The organism is Vibrio navarrensis, assembly GCF_000764325.1.
Taxonomy (GTDB): Bacteria; Pseudomonadota; Gammaproteobacteria; order Enterobacterales; family Vibrionaceae; genus Vibrio; species Vibrio navarrensis.
On record NZ_JMCG01000001.1, the window covers coordinates 1437408 to 1454519 of the forward strand.

The 17112-nt window shown below is 47.6% G+C and carries 11 protein-coding genes and 4 tRNA genes; 12 read left to right on the top strand and 3 right to left on the bottom strand.

Annotated features, from left to right (window positions below; genetic code table 11):
- Positions 1-58 precede the first annotated feature (58 nt).
- A complete protein-coding gene (locus EA26_RS06490; RefSeq protein WP_039425805.1) occupies positions 59-826 on the top strand; it encodes a nucleotidyltransferase family protein in 768 nt (255 codons plus the stop codon).
- 85 nt (positions 827-911) lie between these two features.
- The gene (locus EA26_RS06495) at positions 912-2996 is read left to right on the top strand and encodes an EAL domain-containing protein (protein WP_039425808.1); all 2085 of its coding nucleotides are present in this window, start codon (positions 912-914) and stop codon (positions 2994-2996) included.
- Positions 2997-3006: 10 nt separating this feature from the next.
- Here the strand turns inward: EA26_RS06495 and EA26_RS06500 are convergent, their stop codons facing one another.
- Complete coding sequence (locus EA26_RS06500) at positions 3007-5370, bottom strand: DNA polymerase II (protein ID WP_039425811.1); 2364 nt, start codon at positions 5368-5370, stop codon at positions 3007-3009.
- 355 nt (positions 5371-5725) lie between these two features.
- On the opposite strand from EA26_RS06500, the gene uvrY reads away from it, so the two are divergent.
- The 10 genes from uvrY to nspC all read left to right on the top strand — a co-directional run bounded on the left by uvrY (position 5726) and on the right by nspC (position 15341).
- A complete protein-coding gene (gene uvrY / locus EA26_RS06505) occupies positions 5726-6370 on the top strand; it encodes a UvrY/SirA/GacA family response regulator transcription factor (protein ID WP_039425820.1) in 645 nt (214 codons plus the stop codon).
- A gap of 2 nt (positions 6371-6372) precedes the next feature.
- The gene (gene uvrC / locus EA26_RS06510) at positions 6373-8205 is read left to right on the top strand and encodes an excinuclease ABC subunit UvrC (protein ID WP_081947039.1); all 1833 of its coding nucleotides are present in this window, start codon (positions 6373-6375) and stop codon (positions 8203-8205) included.
- A gap of 46 nt (positions 8206-8251) precedes the next feature.
- Positions 8252-8809 (top strand): CDP-diacylglycerol--glycerol-3-phosphate 3-phosphatidyltransferase, encoded by a 558-nt coding sequence (gene pgsA, locus EA26_RS06515; protein WP_039425824.1) that lies wholly within the window; start codon positions 8252-8254, stop codon positions 8807-8809.
- Between the two features lie 249 nt (positions 8810-9058).
- Positions 9059-9132 (top strand) — tRNA-Cys (locus EA26_RS06520).
- 3 nt (positions 9133-9135) lie between these two features.
- Positions 9136-9211, top strand: a tRNA-Gly gene (locus tag EA26_RS06525).
- 61 nt (positions 9212-9272) lie between these two features.
- A tRNA-Leu gene (locus EA26_RS06530) sits at positions 9273-9359 on the top strand.
- Between the two features lie 14 nt (positions 9360-9373).
- Positions 9374-9449, top strand: a tRNA-Gly gene (locus EA26_RS06535).
- Positions 9450-9990: 541 nt separating this feature from the next.
- Positions 9991-12870: a pyridoxal phosphate-dependent class III aminotransferase gene (locus tag EA26_RS06540; protein WP_039425830.1), complete on the top strand. Its 2880-nt coding sequence runs from the start codon at positions 9991-9993 to the stop codon at positions 12868-12870.
- 15 nt (positions 12871-12885) lie between these two features.
- Positions 12886-14130 (top strand): carboxynorspermidine synthase, encoded by a 1245-nt coding sequence (locus EA26_RS06545; RefSeq protein ID WP_039425833.1) that lies wholly within the window; start codon positions 12886-12888, stop codon positions 14128-14130.
- 77 nt (positions 14131-14207) lie between these two features.
- Entirely contained in the window at positions 14208-15341 is a 1134-nt protein-coding gene (gene nspC / locus EA26_RS06550) for a carboxynorspermidine decarboxylase (RefSeq protein WP_039425834.1), read from the top strand.
- Positions 15342-15435: 94 nt separating this feature from the next.
- On the opposite strand, the gene EA26_RS06555 is transcribed toward nspC, so the two are convergent.
- Together EA26_RS06555 and EA26_RS06560 are read right to left on the bottom strand one after the other, a co-directional pair.
- The gene (locus EA26_RS06555; protein WP_039428836.1) at positions 15436-15948 is read right to left on the bottom strand and encodes a glycine cleavage system transcriptional repressor; all 513 of its coding nucleotides are present in this window, start codon (positions 15946-15948) and stop codon (positions 15436-15438) included.
- Positions 15949-16143: 195 nt separating this feature from the next.
- Positions 16144-17055 carry a DUF3943 domain-containing protein gene (locus EA26_RS06560; RefSeq protein ID WP_039425836.1) on the bottom strand — a complete coding sequence of 304 codons (912 nt, stop codon included), beginning with the start codon at positions 17053-17055 and terminating at the stop codon, positions 16144-16146.
- Positions 17056-17112: the final 57 nt, after the last annotated feature.

The following is a 17112-nucleotide window of genomic DNA, read 5'->3' on the forward strand; positions in this document are numbered from 1 at the left end:
TGGGCTAACTGGGCGAAGATTGCCTAAACATCATAATTATCAAGAATCTAAACTGGTTATGACCTTACCCGTAATCGATCCCAAAACACCTTTTCAATCTGAATTTCAACCAGTTATCAATGACGTATTGATGTGTCTCAAAGGTGGGCTCGGGCAAAATCTGCACAGCGTTTATGTTTACGGTAGTGTAGCGCGCAAAACGGCCATCGCAGGTTTGTCTAACTTGGATCTGGTGGTAGTGACTCACCGCCCATTTACAGAAAACCGTGCAACGGTTCTCAATACCTTGAAATGGCGTGTGCAAAAGGGCTTTCCTCAAGTGAGCGGCGTGGCGGTAAAAACTGCCGAGGTGAAAGAGATCGCGTCACTTGATAGCCTGTTCACTTGGGGGTTTATGCTTAAACATTGCTGTGTCTGCATTTATGGCAATGATTTAGCGGAGTGTTTTGGCGAGTACGTTCCGAGTTGGGAAATTGCTAAGCACTGGAACATGGATGTGGAAGATTGGCTGGCGGTCTATCGCAATAAAATTGCTCGAGCTAGCACGCCTGAATTGTTGGTGACAAATCAGAAAATCATCGCTAAGAAGCTGTTGCGAGCCAGCTATTCGCTGATCATGCACAAAGACCAACAATGGTTCGATGATCCTATCGAGTGTGGAAGACATTTTGTGAAATATCATCCGGAAAAATCGGTTGAGATCCGTCGACTGACGATTTTGCTGTCTGGCAAACTGATAGAAAAGCGTTCGGTGATCGGTTTGTTGGACAGTTTTGGTGACTGGCTTGTGAAGCAATATCAGAAAACCGAATTTAAAATCGGCTAATTGATCGCATTGTCACTAGAGGCGACATCGACTCATCCAGCTTGTGCTAACTTTAAATGGTAAAAGGCAATTTTCAGGTGAGCATATGCATAAGCAAGCGGCTGTGCCATTGTATTGGCTCGGAGTTGGTTTGAAAAAACTGTTTAAGTCGCTCTCGTTATCCTTACTGGCGGTCCGAGAAGGGATGATTTGGCTCATCCCCTGCTTGATGCTTTCAGCTTTTGCTCTCTTTTTTGCGAGTGTCGGCGAGTTTTTGAGTGGTGGAAGAAGCTGGTGGATAGCGGCGCTCTATGACATTCATAATGCCATCGCAACCTTCTTTCCCTATCTGATGGCGGCGACGATTTCTTACGTGTTGGCGATGCAGTGGAAACTTGCTCGCCCACCGATGGCGCTGCTCTCTATGCTCTTTCTACTGATTGTTAGCCAGATTGTGCCCGAAGAACGCACAATGCAGATGTTTCATATCGTCATCGCCATCATTACGCCGCTTTATGCCGTGCCGATCTTAGCCCGTTTGCAACATGTGCCACAGTTGCGCATTACATCGTCTGAAAGTGGCGGCAAGTTGGTCAAAGAGTCATTGAATTTGGTGTTTCCAGCCTTACTCACGGCCGCAATTGTGCTCACAATCAACTACCTGCTCTTTAGCTTGCTGAGCCAGACTGTCACTTTTCAGCAGATTGGCCTAGATTACGCCAATGAACCGTACCAATTTGGTATGTTGTTCAGCGCGCTCAACTCAGGGCTGTGGTTTTTTGGTATCCATGGCTATTACTCTTTGCTGCCGATGGTGGACCTGCTTCAGCAAGCCAGCCAACTCAACTATTCCACTTTTGTGGCTGGTGGGGAAGGCCAGTACATGATGAACCTCTCTCTGATGGGAACGTTCGTTTTTATTGGTGGCAGTGGCGCGACACTCTCGCTGGTGGTGGCGCTATTGCTGTTTTCGAAGCAAAAAAGCCACCGATTGATCGCCTTGGCGTCGATCCCGATAGGGCTGATTAATGTCAATGAGATCTTGCTCTTTGGTCTGCCAATTATCTTGAACCCTAGACTGTTTCTGCCTTTTTTGGTCACGCCGGTGGTGAATGTGGTTGTGAGTCTGCTTGCGGTGGAAAGCGGTTTTATTGGCGTGCCGAGTGCTAGTGTCCCTTTCAATGCCCCTATTCTGGTTAATGCGTGGTTAGCCACATCGGGAGATTTCAATGGGATTTTACTGCAACTGCTGAATATTTTGATAGGTGTCGCGATTTACTACCCCGCGGTGCGAAGCCTGAATCGCTTGTATAGCAATCAGGCGATCAAAATTTATTTTCTCGATACGGTGTATGTACGCCGCCAAGAAGAAGCGGAAACGCTTAAAGAGGATCCGATTGCTACCGCCAATGACAGAGCGCGTCGTGCCCGAGAAATCGAGAAAAAACTGGAACACATTGGCAGTAAAGAATTTTGCGTAGAGTACCAACCGCAAGTGTCGGCGGAAAATGGTCGTGTGGTCGGTTGTGAAGCCTTAATTCGCGCAACAGAGCCCGATGGTACATTGATTTATCCTGGCGCTTTTCTTCCTTGGCTCGAGGTGGCGGGGTTAATGAAAGAGGTGGATCTATGGGTGCTGAAAAAAGTGGTTTCTGACATCCAGCAATGGAATCGCAATGAAATTTATATCCCAGTGAGTATTAATATCACCCCCGAATTTTTGGTTGACCAAGAGTATATGGAAAAGTTGGAGTACATCATTGCGCCTGTGGCGTCGCAGGTCCATATCGAGATCACCGAAGAAACATTGTTGGTTGACGAGCAAATGTTGGCGATCTCGTTCAACCGTTTGCATCAGTTAGGCGTGGAGATATCGATAGACGACTTTGGTACCGGATTTTCATCCCTCTCTTATCTCAATCGCTTTGACGTTGACGCTATCAAAATCGACCGATCGTTTGTTTTGGCGTTAGATAATGACAAAGGGAAGAAAGTGTTTATGAGCTTATTGTCTGTTGCCGAGCAGCTCAAATTGAAAGTCGTGGTGGAAGGGGTTGAATCGAAACAGCAGCTAAGTCACATTCCTATTCGCGATCATATTTCGGTGCAAGGATGGTACTATAGCCGCTCTCTACAGTACGCTGACTTTATTCACTACTGTAAAAAAGCAAATAATATCAAAAGTCTGTAGGCTTCTCTGACTAGAACAACCCTAGTTGCGGCGCGGCGAGTTGGTCGAAATCCATGTCGATAAACGGCAGAATCGCATTTGCCACTGGTTTCAACTGTTTGTCGATATAGTGCTGATAATCAATGGCACTCGAGCGATAATCTCTTGGCTCTGGGCCGTTGACCGTGATCAGATACTCAATCAACCCCTTGTTCTGGTACTGCAAAGGGCGGCCAAGGCGGGCGTTCATCTCATCGGCAAGACGTGCAGCCCGAACTTGCGGTGGCACATTCTTCTGATATTCATGTAATTTACGTCTTAAGCGTTTTTGATAGACCAAATCGTGGTCAAAATCGCCATTTTGTGTTTGTTCCACGGTGTGGCGAACGTAGTCCGTCGGGTCTTCGCCATGAAATATCATCATGTAGAGCTGCTGCTGGAACTTTTGTGCCAGTGGCGTCCAATCTGTACGTGCACTCTCTAGCCCTTTGAATACAATGCGTTCGTTTTTTCCTTCACCGATCAGCCCTGCGTAGCGCTTTTTCGAGCCCGTTTCCGCGCCGCGAATGGTTGGCATGAGAAACTTGCGATAATGGGTTTCATATTCCAACTCCAAAATCGAAGTGAGGTTGAATTCTTGTTGCAGATGTCGTTTCCACCACTGATTGATGTCGCGCACCAGTGACTGGCCAATTGCATCCGCTTCTTGTTGGCTATAAGCGCCATTGAGCGAAACAAAAGTAGAATCGGTATCGCCGTAAATCACCTGATAACCTTTTGCCTCAATCAACTTGCTGGTCTGTTTCATGATCTCGTGACCGCGCATGGTAATGCTAGATGCCAGCCGCGTATCAAAGAAGCGGCAACCCGAGGAGCCGAGCACACCATAAAAGGAGTTCATGATGATTTTAATCGCTTGGGAGAACGCCTTCTCATTGTTCTTTTTCGCCACATCGCGAGCGGCCCAAAGTTGTTCGATCATGTCAGGCAGAAAATGTTGGCTGCGATGAAACTGCCCTCCGCGAAAACCGGGTACGGCTTGATGTGCCTCTTTACCGATCTCAAGTCGTAAACCTTCGATAAGGCCAAGAGGATCAATCAAGAAGGAGCGAATAATGGATGGGTATAGGCTTTTAAAATCGAGCACTAGCACCGAATCATACAATCCGGGAAGTGAATCCATCACATACCCGCCAGGGCTGGCTACCCAATTCTCTGGTTGAAGATTCGGCGCAACATAACCAGCGCGATGCAATCGTGGCAAATACAAATTAGTAAAGGCGGCCACCGAGCCGCCGACTCGATCCAGCTCTACGCCAGTAAGACGGGAGCGTTCGATGGCAAACTCAAGCAAGTGAGTATGGGCAAAAATGCGATTCACCAAAACACAGTCTTGTAAGTTGTACTTGGCGAGCGAAGGTTTGTCTTTGCGAAACATGGTGTTGATTTCCGCCATTCGATCGTGAACATTGTGGATGGCTTTGCCTTCACCAAGCAGTTCTTGGGAAACCGATTCCAAAGACCAAGAACGGAAATGGTAGGTAGCCGTTTTGAGTGTATCGATGCCGTCTAGCACCACCCGACCGGGAATGGTGATGAAGCTCTGCTGACTTTGCGTTGAAGAGCGAAAAAAGCTGCTTTGATTGCCTCGGCCCAAGGCGAGCTTTAGCTTGTGCCACTCAGCCCGTTTGTGCAGTAAACGAAAGTCAAAATCAATTACGTTCCAACCGATGATAACATCCGGATCGAACTGTTCAAACCAGTGAATCAGCCGCTCAAGCAACTGCTTTTCGTCATCGACCCACTCAATGGGCGTGTGTGAATCTTGAGCTTGGCCAATCATGATCACTCGGCTATCCATTGGACTGTCGAGGCCGATAGAGTAGAGGATGCCTTTTTCCGAACATTCAATATCCAGCGACACCACCGAAAGTGTCGGCACATAGTCACCTTTACGGCATTTGGCCTGTTTGATGCGAACAAACTTCTCCTGTGGTTGAGGCTTGCCGACAAACTCGACCGAGCCTTGAATGAAACGCTCCATCAGAAATCGGTCTGCGAGACGAACATCGGCCTCTAGCACCAGAATATCGTGTTGTTGTAACCAAGCCGCGAGGCTAGTTGACTCTTTGATGGTGGCACAATAGCAGGCCGCCACAGGGCGGTACTCAAAGTTTTTCAGTGCTAGAGGAGTAAGCTGCGCGTGATGCCCGCCCTCCAGAAGCAAGTTTTCGATACGAGGCAGATCACTTTGCAGCACAAAGAACACCGGTTTTTCACCTTCGATCAGCAGCTGGTAAGGGCCATGTGGCGTGCTCAGCCACAACTCAAGTTGAGTTGTGGCAAATTTATCGCGAGATTGGCGTGTTAGAACGAACCCAGGTGTGGTGGTCAAAATATCTGCCTGTAGATGCTATTGCTCTGCTGATGTTAGCAAAGTCTACAAAAGGTTCAGCACTTTATCGTCAGATAAGCCGTGATTGATGGATATTTGAACATTTACTCTATGATAAACATGATGTAGGTAAAATTACTGAGTATTGGTCATAACTAACAGTCTCCTTTTTAAAACAAAATTGTTAAAGTGACGCGCTATATTCGCGTCTGCATTGAATAAGTTCTTGCTAAAGTTTGCGATTAGGCACATATTCTTAGCAGGCATTTTTGAGGAAATGCGGTAGTATAGGCAAGCGTACTGATATCCACATTTATGTGGGTGCAGAGCCATTAAATAGTGTGGAGATACAAGTTTGATCAATGTTTTCCTTGTAGATGATCACGAGCTGGTTCGCACAGGGATACGACGTATTATTGAAGACGTCCGTGGAATGAACGTAGCAGGAGAAGCTGATAGCGGTGAGAATGCAGTAAAATGGTGTCGCACGAATCATGCTGATGTCGTTTTGATGGATATGAACATGCCTGGAATTGGCGGCTTGGAAGCAACCAAAAAAATCCTGCGTGTTAATCCGGATGTAAAAATCATCGTCTTGACTGTTCATACGGAAAATCCGTTTCCAACTAAAGTGATGCAAGCCGGGGCCTCTGGCTATTTAACAAAAGGGGCTGGTCCGGATGAAATGGTCAATGCAATCCGTATTGTGAATAGCGGACAGCGTTATATTTCTCCGGAAATCGCACAGCAAATGGCATTGAGCCAGTTTTCGCCAGCCTCTGAAAATCCGTTTAAAGATTTATCAGAGCGTGAGCTGCAAATCATGATGATGATCACTAAGGGACAAAAAGTCACCGACATCTCTGAGCAGTTGAATCTCAGCCCGAAAACGGTCAACAGCTATCGCTACCGTTTGTTTAACAAACTGGATATTAACGGTGACGTTGAATTGACGCACCTTGCCATCCGTCATGGAATGCTGGATACCGAGACTCTCTAGTTGTGACCCTTCCTTTCGACTCGGTATCTTTCCTTAAGACAGTGACTCATCAGCCCGGCGTTTATCGAATGTATAACGCCGACGCTGTGGTGATTTACGTCGGAAAAGCCAAAGATCTTAAAAAACGTCTCTCGAGTTATTTTCGTAAGAAAGTCGACAGTGAGAAAACGCGCGCGTTGGTCAGCAATATTGCTAAGATCGACGTCACGGTCACGCATACAGAGACAGAAGCGCTGATCCTTGAGCACAACTACATCAAGCAATACTTACCCAAATACAACGTGTTGCTGCGTGATGACAAGTCCTATCCTTATATCTATGTGAGTGGCCACAAACATCCTCGCGTCTCTTTGCATCGTGGTGCGAAAAAACGTAAAGGTGAATATTTTGGCCCATATCCTGACTCCGGAGCGGTAAGAGAAACGCTGCATCTGTTGCAGAAAATTTTCCCGGTGCGTCAGTGTGAAGATACAGTTTATGCTAACCGTACTCGACCATGTCTGATGTATCAGATCGGCCGCTGTGCAGGGCCTTGCGTGAGCAGTGTGATTTCCGATCAAGAGTACGCTGAGCTGGTGAATTATCTTCGCCTGTTTTTGCAAGGCAAAGACAATCAAGTACTTGAACTGCTGGTTAGCAAGATGGAAGACGCCAGTGTGGCACTGCGCTTTGAAGATGCTGCTCGTTTTCGCGACCAGATACAAGCTATTCGTCGAGTGCAAGAGCAGCAATATGTCTCTGAAGATAGTATGGATGATATGGATGTACTGGGTTTTGCCCAAGAAAATGGCATAGCTTGTATCCATATTTTGATGATTCGGCAGGGTAAAGTGTTGGGAAGTCGCAGCCATTTCCCTAAAATTCCACAAAACACCACAGCGCAAGAGGTATTTGATAGCTTCTTAAGCCAGTACTACCTTAGCCACAATGAAGCGCGAACCGTTCCGACGCGCATTATTCTCAATAAGGATCTGGCGGTGGATGTGGCGGCTATTCAGGAAGCGCTCAGTCAGGTGGCCGGGCGTAAAGTCACTTTTCATGCCAATCCAACTGGGGCGCGTAGCCGTTATCTTAAACTGGCGAATACCAATGCGCTGACTGCTATTACCACGCAAATCAATCACAAGATGACCATCAACCAACGCTTCAAAGCACTGCGCGAAGTTTTGGGTAAGGAAACCATTCAAAGGATGGAGTGTTTTGACATTTCGCATACCATGGGTGAAAGCACCATCGCGTCGTGCGTGGTCTTCAACACCGAAGGGCCCGTCAAGCAAGAGTACCGCCGCTACAATATTAGCGGGATTACCGGTGGCGATGACTATGCTGCGATGGGGCAGGCTTTAGAACGGCGTTATTCGAAGCAACTCGACGTGGAAAAAATCCCTGATGTGATCTTTATCGACGGCGGTAAGGGGCAGTTAAATCGTGCGCACGAGATCATTGAACAGTATTGGGGCGATTGGCCCAAACGACCTAAAATGATAGGAATAGCGAAAGGCGTGACGCGCAAGCCGGGTTTAGAGACCTTAATTACCGTGTCGGGTGAGGAGTTTAACTTACCAAGTGACGCGCCAGCTTTGCATTTGATTCAGCATATTCGTGATGAAAGTCATAACCACGCGATTGCAGGCCATAGAGCTAAACGAGGAAAAACGCGTAAAACCAGTGCTTTAGAAGGCATTGAAGGGGTTGGGCCGAAACGACGCCAAGCACTGCTGAAGTATATGGGCGGTTTACAAGAGCTTAAACGAGCCACTGTTGAAGAAATCGCCAAAGTTCCAGGGATTAGCCATTCTTTAGCAGAAATTATCTATCAAGCATTGAAACAATAGTGAAAATCCAGCACCATTAACGCGCAAAGTGTAAGAGAATAATAATATGCGTCTAAATATCCCTAACCTCCTGTCATTAATGAGATTATTTCTCATTCCGGTGTTCGTGGTTGTATTCTATCTTCCTTATTCATGGGCACCGTTTGCGGCAGCGATGGTCTTTTGGGTGGCGGGCTTTACCGATTGGCTCGATGGTATGCTGGCGAGAAAATTGGGCCAAACGTCTCGATTCGGCGCATTTATCGATCCGGTCGCGGATAAAGTGTTAGTCGCGACGGCGCTTATATTGATCACTGAGCATTACCACACGATTTGGGTGACGATCCCAGCAGTCACGATGATTGCGCGAGAAATTATTATTTCTGCCTTACGTGAGTGGATGGCGGAGATTGGCAAGAGGGCAAGTGTTGCCGTCTCTTGGATTGGCAAAGTAAAAACACTGTCACAGATGTTTGCCTTGTGGGTGTTGATTTGGCGCTATGATGACTGGATGATTTGGCTCGGTTATGCAGCGCTCTATATTGCGACATTCTTAACTTACTGGTCGATGGTGCAATACCTGATGGCGGACAAAGATGACTTACTGAGTGAAGAGAATCACTGAATTTAAGAAAGCGGGCGAAAGCCCGTTTTTTATGTTTGAAAATAGCCATTCTGGCCCGCTTAAAGCACATTTGTGGTGAAGTCAAAAGCTCCTTTTTAAAGACTAACTGCCTTTAAAATAAGCAATTTGCTGTGTTTCGCACACTTTCTGCTCAAACGATTCAAAAAAATAAAAATAGTGTTGACTCAGTGAGATGATTGCGTAGAATGCATCCCGTACCCGAGAGAGAGTTATCTCTTAAGGTTTGAAGGCGCGTTGGCAGAGTGGCTATGCAGCGGATTGCAAATCCGTGGACCTCGGTTCGACTCCGGGACGCGCCTCCATTTGCGACACTAGCTCAGTTGGTAGAGCGCAACCTTGCCAAGGTTGAGGTCACGAGTTCGAACCTCGTGTGTCGCTCCAAATTAAAAGATACGGCGAAAGCGGTATTTATAGATGGTGTCTCCATCGCAAAGATTTGCGTGCCCTGGTGGTGAAATCGGTAGACACAAGGGATTTAAAATCCCTCGACTTTCGAGTCGTGCCGGTTCAAGTCCGGCCCGGGGCACCATTAAAAGACAATATGCGACACTAGCTCAGTTGGTAGAGCGCAACCTTGCCAAGGTTGAGGTCACGAGTTCGAACCTCGTGTGTCGCTCCAAACACAGAACCCAGCAGAAATGTTGGGTTTTTTGTTTGCGCGTTTTCTGCGATTTATTTCTATCGAAACATTGACTTGTCGACGGAAGCGGAAATTTATTGGCAAAAAGGATTGCCTGTTGCTTTCTAGTTGTGATAAATTCGCGCGCAATCTCGGGCAGTAGTCCTGGGGGATACGCGTAGTGACCATTCAGGCTGATTGGGAAACTACGTAGGGTAGGTATCGGCAGAGCCTTTTGTCGATAGACGGGATACTAATGTTGCTTAAGCAGCGGCATGTAAATGGGAAACCCAACGTTGAACTTTTTTAATAATCTCACATTAATCAGCTTCAAACTTCCTAAATGCCCTGTATTACAAAACAGAAGCATTACCGAGCCTTGATTTTTAACACCGACATTTACCATTCGTCGTAATGGTTGCTATTCCGTACCCGTCTTTTTGAGGCCCAATCGGAAGGCTTGGTCATGTCCCAATCTCGTACTAAAAAGTTACACAGTGCGCAGGGGGCGAGAATCATTATTTGTTTCAAGGGAAAATGTATGAGCACCGCCTTTGAAGTCGATACTAACGCTATCGCTACAATTTTTTCTTCCCAGGTTCCGATTGTTGAAGGAACTTACGATTTAACTCCGGATCAAGTACTGCTTGATCAAGCCGCACACGAGTCTGAAGTTCGTTCATACCCTCGTCGTATCCCAATTGCGATTAAGCAAGCGTTCGGCTGTTTAGTTGAGGATACGCGTGGTCAGATCTTTCTTGACTGTCTGGCGGGTGCGGGCACTTTGGCGCTGGGTTACAACCATCCAGAAATTAATCAAGCGCTAAAAGAGCAGTTGGACTCGGGTCTGCCATACCAAACACTGGATATCGCGACCACGGCGAAAACCAACTTTATTAAAGCCGTCAAAGAGTTCTTGCCACAAGAGCTGGGTGATAACTGTGTCATTCAATTCTGCGGCCCGTCGGGCGCGGATGCGGTCGAAGCGGCTATCAAACTGGCGAAGCAGACGACAGGTCGCAACACCATGTTTGCTTTCCGTGGTGCTTACCACGGCATGACCAACGGCACTATGGGCATGATGGGTAACCTAAATACCAAAGCCCGCCGCACTGGTCTGATGTCTGATGTTCACTTTATGCCTTTCCCTTACAGCCTGCGCTGCCCGTTTGGTCTGGGTGGTGATGAGGGAGCGAAAGCAAGCATTCGTTATATTGAGCGTCTTCTCAATGATGATGAAGCGGGCATCATGAAGCCTGCAGCCATCATTGTTGAGCCAGTTCAAGGCGAAGGCGGTGTGATCCCTGCACCTGCATTTTGGCTACGCGAACTGCGCCGTCTCTGTGATGAACACGGCATGCTATTGATTTTCGATGAAATTCAATGCGGTGTCGGCAAGTCTGGCTACAATTTTGCGTTTGAAGAAGCGGGCATTGTGCCAGATGTTCTGTGCCTTTCTAAAGCCATTGGCGGCGGTCTGCCGATGTCTTTGCTGGTTATTAACAAGCAGCACGATACCTGGCGTCCTGGCGAGCACACGGGCACCTTCCGTGGTAACCAGCTCGCGATGGTTTCTGGCGCGAAAGCACTGGAAATCATTACTCGTGATAATCTGGTTGAACATGCCAACGTGGCGGGTCAATACCTGCGTCATGGCCTAGAGAAAATCCAACAACGTGTGAACTGTATCGCTGAAGTTCGCGGTAAAGGCTTGATGCTGGGTGTGGAAATACGCAAACCAGGCAGTGAACTCAACAAGTTTGGTGAGCCTGTTTCGGATGGCAAACTGACGTTGGCGATTCAGCGTGCGGCGCTGGAGCGCGGCCTGATGGTTGAGAAAGGCGGTCGTGACGGCTCTGTGATTCGTTTCCTTCCACCGTTGATCATCTCTTTCGAGCAGATCGATTTTGCTCTGCGCGTGCTGGAAGAAGCGATTCTTGCTGCGGGCGGTGAACGTGTTGAAGCAGAGCAGAACCCAGAATGGAAAAAACACTTTATCCACACTGGTGTCAATGGCAGCAAAGAGTTCGCCTCTGTGATGAATCACACCACAGCAGCAATGAAGTCGGTGTTTGAACAAGTCAGCGCCCCTTACTCAGGAATGGATCCGAAAGTACTTGAGCAAGCGATCTATGCCGTTGATCTAGACAACAAAAACGCGTCATTGAAAGCGGTGATTGACGAAACGGCGGAGCTGGTGGCGAAAAACTCGATTTTCACTCAGCATCCAGACTGTATCGCACACTTACATACGCCTCCTTTGATGCCTGCGGTGGCTGCCGAGAGCATGATTGCAGCGCTAAACCAATCCATGGACTCTTGGGATCAATCTTCTTCGGCAACGTATGTTGAGCAGAAAGTGATTGATTGGCTATGTGACAAATATGAACTAGGCGATAAAGCTGACGGCATCTTTACCAGTGGCGGTACGCAAAGTAACCAAATGGGTCTGATGTTGGCGCGCGATTGGATTGCCAACAAGCTGAGCAACCACTCCATCCAAAAGCTTGGCTTACCTGAGTATGCCGATAAACTGCGTATCGTTTGTTCGAAGAAATCGCACTTCACGGTACAAAAGTCCGCTTCTTGGATGGGCCTAGGTGAAAAAGCAGTCCTGACCGTTGATGCACATCCAAACGGTACTATGGATGTCAGCAAGCTAGCTGAGGCGGTTGAGCAAGCCAAAGCAGAAGGATTGATCCCATTTGCGGTGGTTGGCACGGCTGGTACCACCGACCACGGTGCTATTGACGATCTTAATGCGATTGCTGACGTGGCAGAGCTGCACGACATGTGGATGCACGTCGATGGCGCTTACGGTGGTGCGCTGATCCTCAGCAGCCAGAAACCGCGTCTAAAAGGTGTGGAGCGCGCACAATCAGTGAGCGTGGATTTCCACAAATTGTTCTATCAAACAATCAGTTGTGGTGCGTTGTTGGTTAATGATAAGCAAAACTTCACTTTCTTGCTTCATCATGCTGACTACCTAAACCGCGAACATGATGAGTTGCCAAACTTGGTTGACAAATCTGTGGCAACTACAAAACGCTTTGATGCATTGAAAGTCTTTATGACTATGCAGAGCGTCGGTCCGAAAGCACTGGGTGCAATGTACGACCACATTCTGGCTCAGACACTGGAAGTGGCTGATCTGGTTCGTCACCATGAAGGCTTTGAGCTACTGGCAGAACCTTCTCTGTCCACCGTTCTATTCCGTGCAACCAACGGAACGGATCTGGATGAACTGAATAAAACGCTAAGACTGGAAGCACTGACTCGTGGTGTAGCGGTCCTGGGTGAAACGATTGTAGATGGTAAGACTGCTCTGAAGTTTACGATTCTTAACCCATGTCTGAAGATTTCAGATTTTGAAGCTTTACTATCTAAAATCAACACTCTAGCGGAAGAGCTAGCGCAATAAAGGTAACGGAAAACAATGGCAATTTTACAGATTGGTGCAGGCGGCGTAGGCTGGGTAATTGCACACAAAGCAGCACAAAACAACGATGTTCTGGGTGATATTACTATCGCTTCTCGCACGCTAGACAAATGCGAAAAGATCATTGAATCGATTCATGGTCGTAACAACCTGAAAGATTCGAGTAAGAAACTACAAGCTCGTGCTGTTAACGCTGATGATGTGGATGCACTGGTTGCACTAATCAAGGAAGTTCAACCTGAGCTCGTTATCAACGCTGGGCCTCCTTGGGTAAACCTGACCATTATGGAAGCGTGTTACCAAGCGAAAGTTTCTTACCTTGATACGTCTGTGGCCGTCGACCTATGCAGCGAGGGGCAACAAGTCCCTGAAGCGTACGACGAACAGTGGAAATACCGTGCGAAGTTCGAAGAAGCGGGTATCACCGGCATTCTTGGTGCGGGTTTTGACCCGGGCGTGGTGTCGGTGTTTGCTGCCTACGCGGTGAAGCATCTGTTTGATGAAATCGACACCATTGACGTGATGGACATCAACGCCGGTGATCATGGCAAGAAGTTCGCGACCAACTTCGACCCAGAAACAAACCTTTTGGAAATCCAAGGTGACTCGTTTTACTGGGAAAACGAAGAGTGGAAACGCGTACCATGCCACAGCCGTATGATGGAATTCGATTTTCCGAAATGTGGGAACTTCAAAGTGTACTCCATGGCACATGATGAAGTTCGCTCGATGAAAGAGTACATTCCGGCGAAACGCATCGAGTTCTGGATGGGCTTTGGTGACCGCTACCTGAACTACTTCAACTGTATGCGTGATATCGGCCTGCTCAGCCCAGAGCCGTTAACGCTGCAAGATGGCACTGTGGTTCAGCCGTTACAAGTTCTAAAAGCGATGCTGCCAGATCCGACATCGCTTGCACCGGGCTACACGGGGCTAACCTGTATTGGTACTTGGGTACAAGGTAAAAAGGATGGCAAACAGCGCAGCGTGTTTATCTACAACAATGCGGATCACGAAGTGGCTTACCAAGATGTGGAGCATCAAGCGATTGCTTACACCACAGGTGTGCCAGCGATCACCGCAGCGTTGCAGTTCTTCCGTGGTGAATGGGCGGACGCAGGTGTGTTCAACTTAGAACAGCTTGACCCAGATCCATTCCTCGAAACCATGCCAAGCATTGGTTTGAGCTGGGATGTTCAGGAACTGGTTCCTGGACAGCCGACCATTCACACACTGAAATAAGTGTGCGTTAAGAATCTTCAGTAATGAACTCAAGCCGGTGCTTTGCGCCGGCTTTATTCCGTTAAAGTGATTGAACAATGAATAAAGAACAATTGAAGACGCCATTTTTCATGATTGACGAAGCGAAGTTGATCCGAAACTTGGAAATTGCCAAACAACTGAAAGAGATCTCAGGCGTTAAACTGGTTCTCGCTCTGAAGTGTTTCTCCACTTGGGGGGTGTTTGACATCATCAAGCCTTATTTGGATGGCACGACCAGCTCTGGTCCGTTTGAAGTGAAACTTGGCTATGAGAAATTTGGCGGTGAAACGCACGCTTACAGCGTTGGCTACAGTGAAGAAGACGTGCGTGAAGTGGCCGATATGTGCGATAAGATCATCTTCAACTCGCAATCTCAGTTGGCGGCCTATCGTCACATTGTGGAAGGTAAAGCGTCGATTGGCCTGCGTCTTAATCCCGGTGTCAGCTACGCGGGGCAAGATCTGGCAAACCCAGCACGTCAATTCTCGCGACTCGGCGTACAAGCGGATCACATTGATCCGGCGGTATTTGAGAACATCAACGGCGTTATGTTCCATATGAACTGTGAGAACAAAGATGTTGATGCGTTTATCGCTTTGTTGGATTCGATCTCACAGCGTTTCGGTCAATACCTAGACAAGCTTGATTGGGTCAGCATGGGCGGCGGTGTGTTCTTCACCTGGCCGGGCTACGATGTAGAAAAACTGGGCTTGGCACTTAAGGCATTTGCAGAAAAGCACGGCGTGCAGATGTATTTGGAGCCGGGTGAAGCGATCATTACCAAAACAACCGATCTGGTGGTGACCGTGGTCGACATCGTTGAGAACGGTATGAAAACCGCTATCGTCGATTCAGCCACCGAAGCGCACCGTCTGGATACCTTGATTTACAAAGAGCCAGCGTCAGTGCTTGAGGCATCGGAAACGGGTTCACACGAGTACGTGATTGGTTCTTGCTCTTGTCTTGCTGGCGATCAGTTCTGTGTGGCTAAGTTCGATAAGCCACTCGAAATTGGTCAACGACTGCACATTCTCGATAGTGCTGGTTACACCATGGTGAAATTGAATTGGTTCAACGGTCTGAAAATGCCTTCGGTTTACTGTGAACGTACCAGTGGTGAGATCGAAAAACTCAACGAGTTTGGCTATGAAGATTTCAAGCGTTCTCTGTCGTTGTGGTCGGTGAGCTAACTGATTAAAGCCGATAGTTCAAGAAACAAAAGAGCAGCTTTTGAGCTGCTCTTTTTGTACCAGGTTGTAGCAGGGTTATCAGAGAACGAAGTGATTATGACTCTACCATGACCCGTGTATCTTCACTCAGTGATTCAAGCTCGTTGGCGACATCTTCAATGTCGACTTCACCCGGTAATTTGATCGCAAGGTTTGCGGTAAACAGACTTGAACTGACACCACCACCGCCAGCAATAAACACGCGTTGACAGTCCATATCGAGAATACTAATGCCCTGATTGTCGAGTACATGAGTGATCTCATTGACGATGCCCGCTCGATCGTTGGAATCGATGCGCAATTGATGCACCGTATCACTCCGGTTGGTAGCTGGGTCTGTATCAACAAATTGCACAACCAACTCTGGATGGGCGGAAAAAGCCTCTTTGACCAAGGTTTCATTTTGTTTGGGTAACTCAACTTTGATCACTGCTGCCACTTGCTCTTCAATAAAGTTGACTTTGCTAATCAACCATTTACCACCATTTTCGTGAGTAATTGCCGCTAACTGCTTGATGGTCATCGGTGACGCTTTGCCGATGAAACTCACGATGAATACACTGTTCATAATTTCCCCCTGATACATCAAACAACTCATTGATTAACAGAAATAATCCTTTTCAGATTCAGTGTAGAAGTTTTGCCAACCTGCCTGATTTGATGGAGGTCATATTTTCCAATGAATGTGACAAGCCATCCTAAAAACTCTGTAAAAGAGCACAAAAAAAGCGGCTCGTTAGCCGCTTTCTTGCAAAGTGTTTAGTTAAAACGTGACTTTAAAGTCCAGTCCATAAAACTGATTGTCATAGGCGTAGCCTGCGTCTAAGGCGAACTTCGCCGCGTCTTGATTGCCAAACCAAGGGTTGGAAGTGAAGCTCACGTCTGCACTGCCGCCCCACAGATTCGATGCCCAGTGATGAATATGACCAACAGGGTTTAAGAAGAAAAGTGACACATCGCCAGCGGTTTTGGAACCGAGCACTTCGCCACCATCAGCTAAAATGCTTTGTTCAGTTTCAAGCATCATTTCACCAACGACCGCGCCAAAAAAGGGTGTAATAAAAATGTCTTGCCAAGAGGGCACTTCAGCAAACGCTTCTACACCATACTCCCAGAAAAAAGTCGACATGGTGGCGGAATAAAGAAATGACTCGAATTCGTTGTAGCCTGCGTGTCGAGCTGCCGTGTAGTAAACGCCACCAAAGTAAGGGTGCATGATGTAGTTCAATACGTGTTCATCCCTGTCCCAGACTGGCCCAGAGGTGACGTTGTCTTTCCACTTACTTCCTAAATTGCTCAGATCGCGCGAGTCGTCATCCCATTTGGTGATGCTTTGCGGCAATAAGGTCATCAAGCCGACGGTGGCGACGCTTAAACCCAAGATGGTGTAGGTTTGACCCATCAGATAATCCCAGTCTTTATCTTGCGGGACGATCAAATACTTAGGCTGGGTGTTGGCATCGAGATCGAGCTTGGGTTCGCTCTCATCTAGAGAGAGAAGCTGGGCGTTGTTGAAGCTATACAAGCCATCGTTAACGCAGTACTCTTGAAGACAATCCGTTGCGTAGGTAGTTTCTGTGTGCTTACTGAAATCAAACTGATTAGCCTGGGCTGAAACAGAAGCGGTAAGAAGAAGTCCACTCAAAGCTTTTGTAAGAAGTAATGGCTTTGGCACGAATGTCTCCAGTTTCTTTTGTAAATAATCAAGCGCACGATTATCCCTGAATCTTTT

Bases quoted from the DNA above. Each gene is read 5' to 3' on its own strand.
- EA26_RS06495 (WP_039425808.1), top strand. From the start codon at position 912: ATGCATAAGCAAGCGGCTGTGCCATTGTATTGGCTCGGAGTTGGTTTG.
- EA26_RS06555 (WP_039428836.1), bottom strand. From the start codon at position 15,948: ATGAACAGTGTATTCATCGTGAGTTTCATCGGCAAAGCGTCACCGATG.
- EA26_RS06490 (WP_039425805.1), top strand. From the start codon at position 59: ATGACCTTACCCGTAATCGATCCCAAAACACCTTTTCAATCTGAATTT.
- EA26_RS06545 (WP_039425833.1), top strand. From the start codon at position 12,886: ATGGCAATTTTACAGATTGGTGCAGGCGGCGTAGGCTGGGTAATTGCA.
- pgsA (WP_039425824.1), top strand. From the start codon at position 8,252: ATGCGTCTAAATATCCCTAACCTCCTGTCATTAATGAGATTATTTCTC.
- EA26_RS06540 (WP_039425830.1), top strand. From the start codon at position 9,991: ATGAGCACCGCCTTTGAAGTCGATACTAACGCTATCGCTACAATTTTT.
- nspC (WP_039425834.1), top strand. From the start codon at position 14,208: ATGAATAAAGAACAATTGAAGACGCCATTTTTCATGATTGACGAAGCG.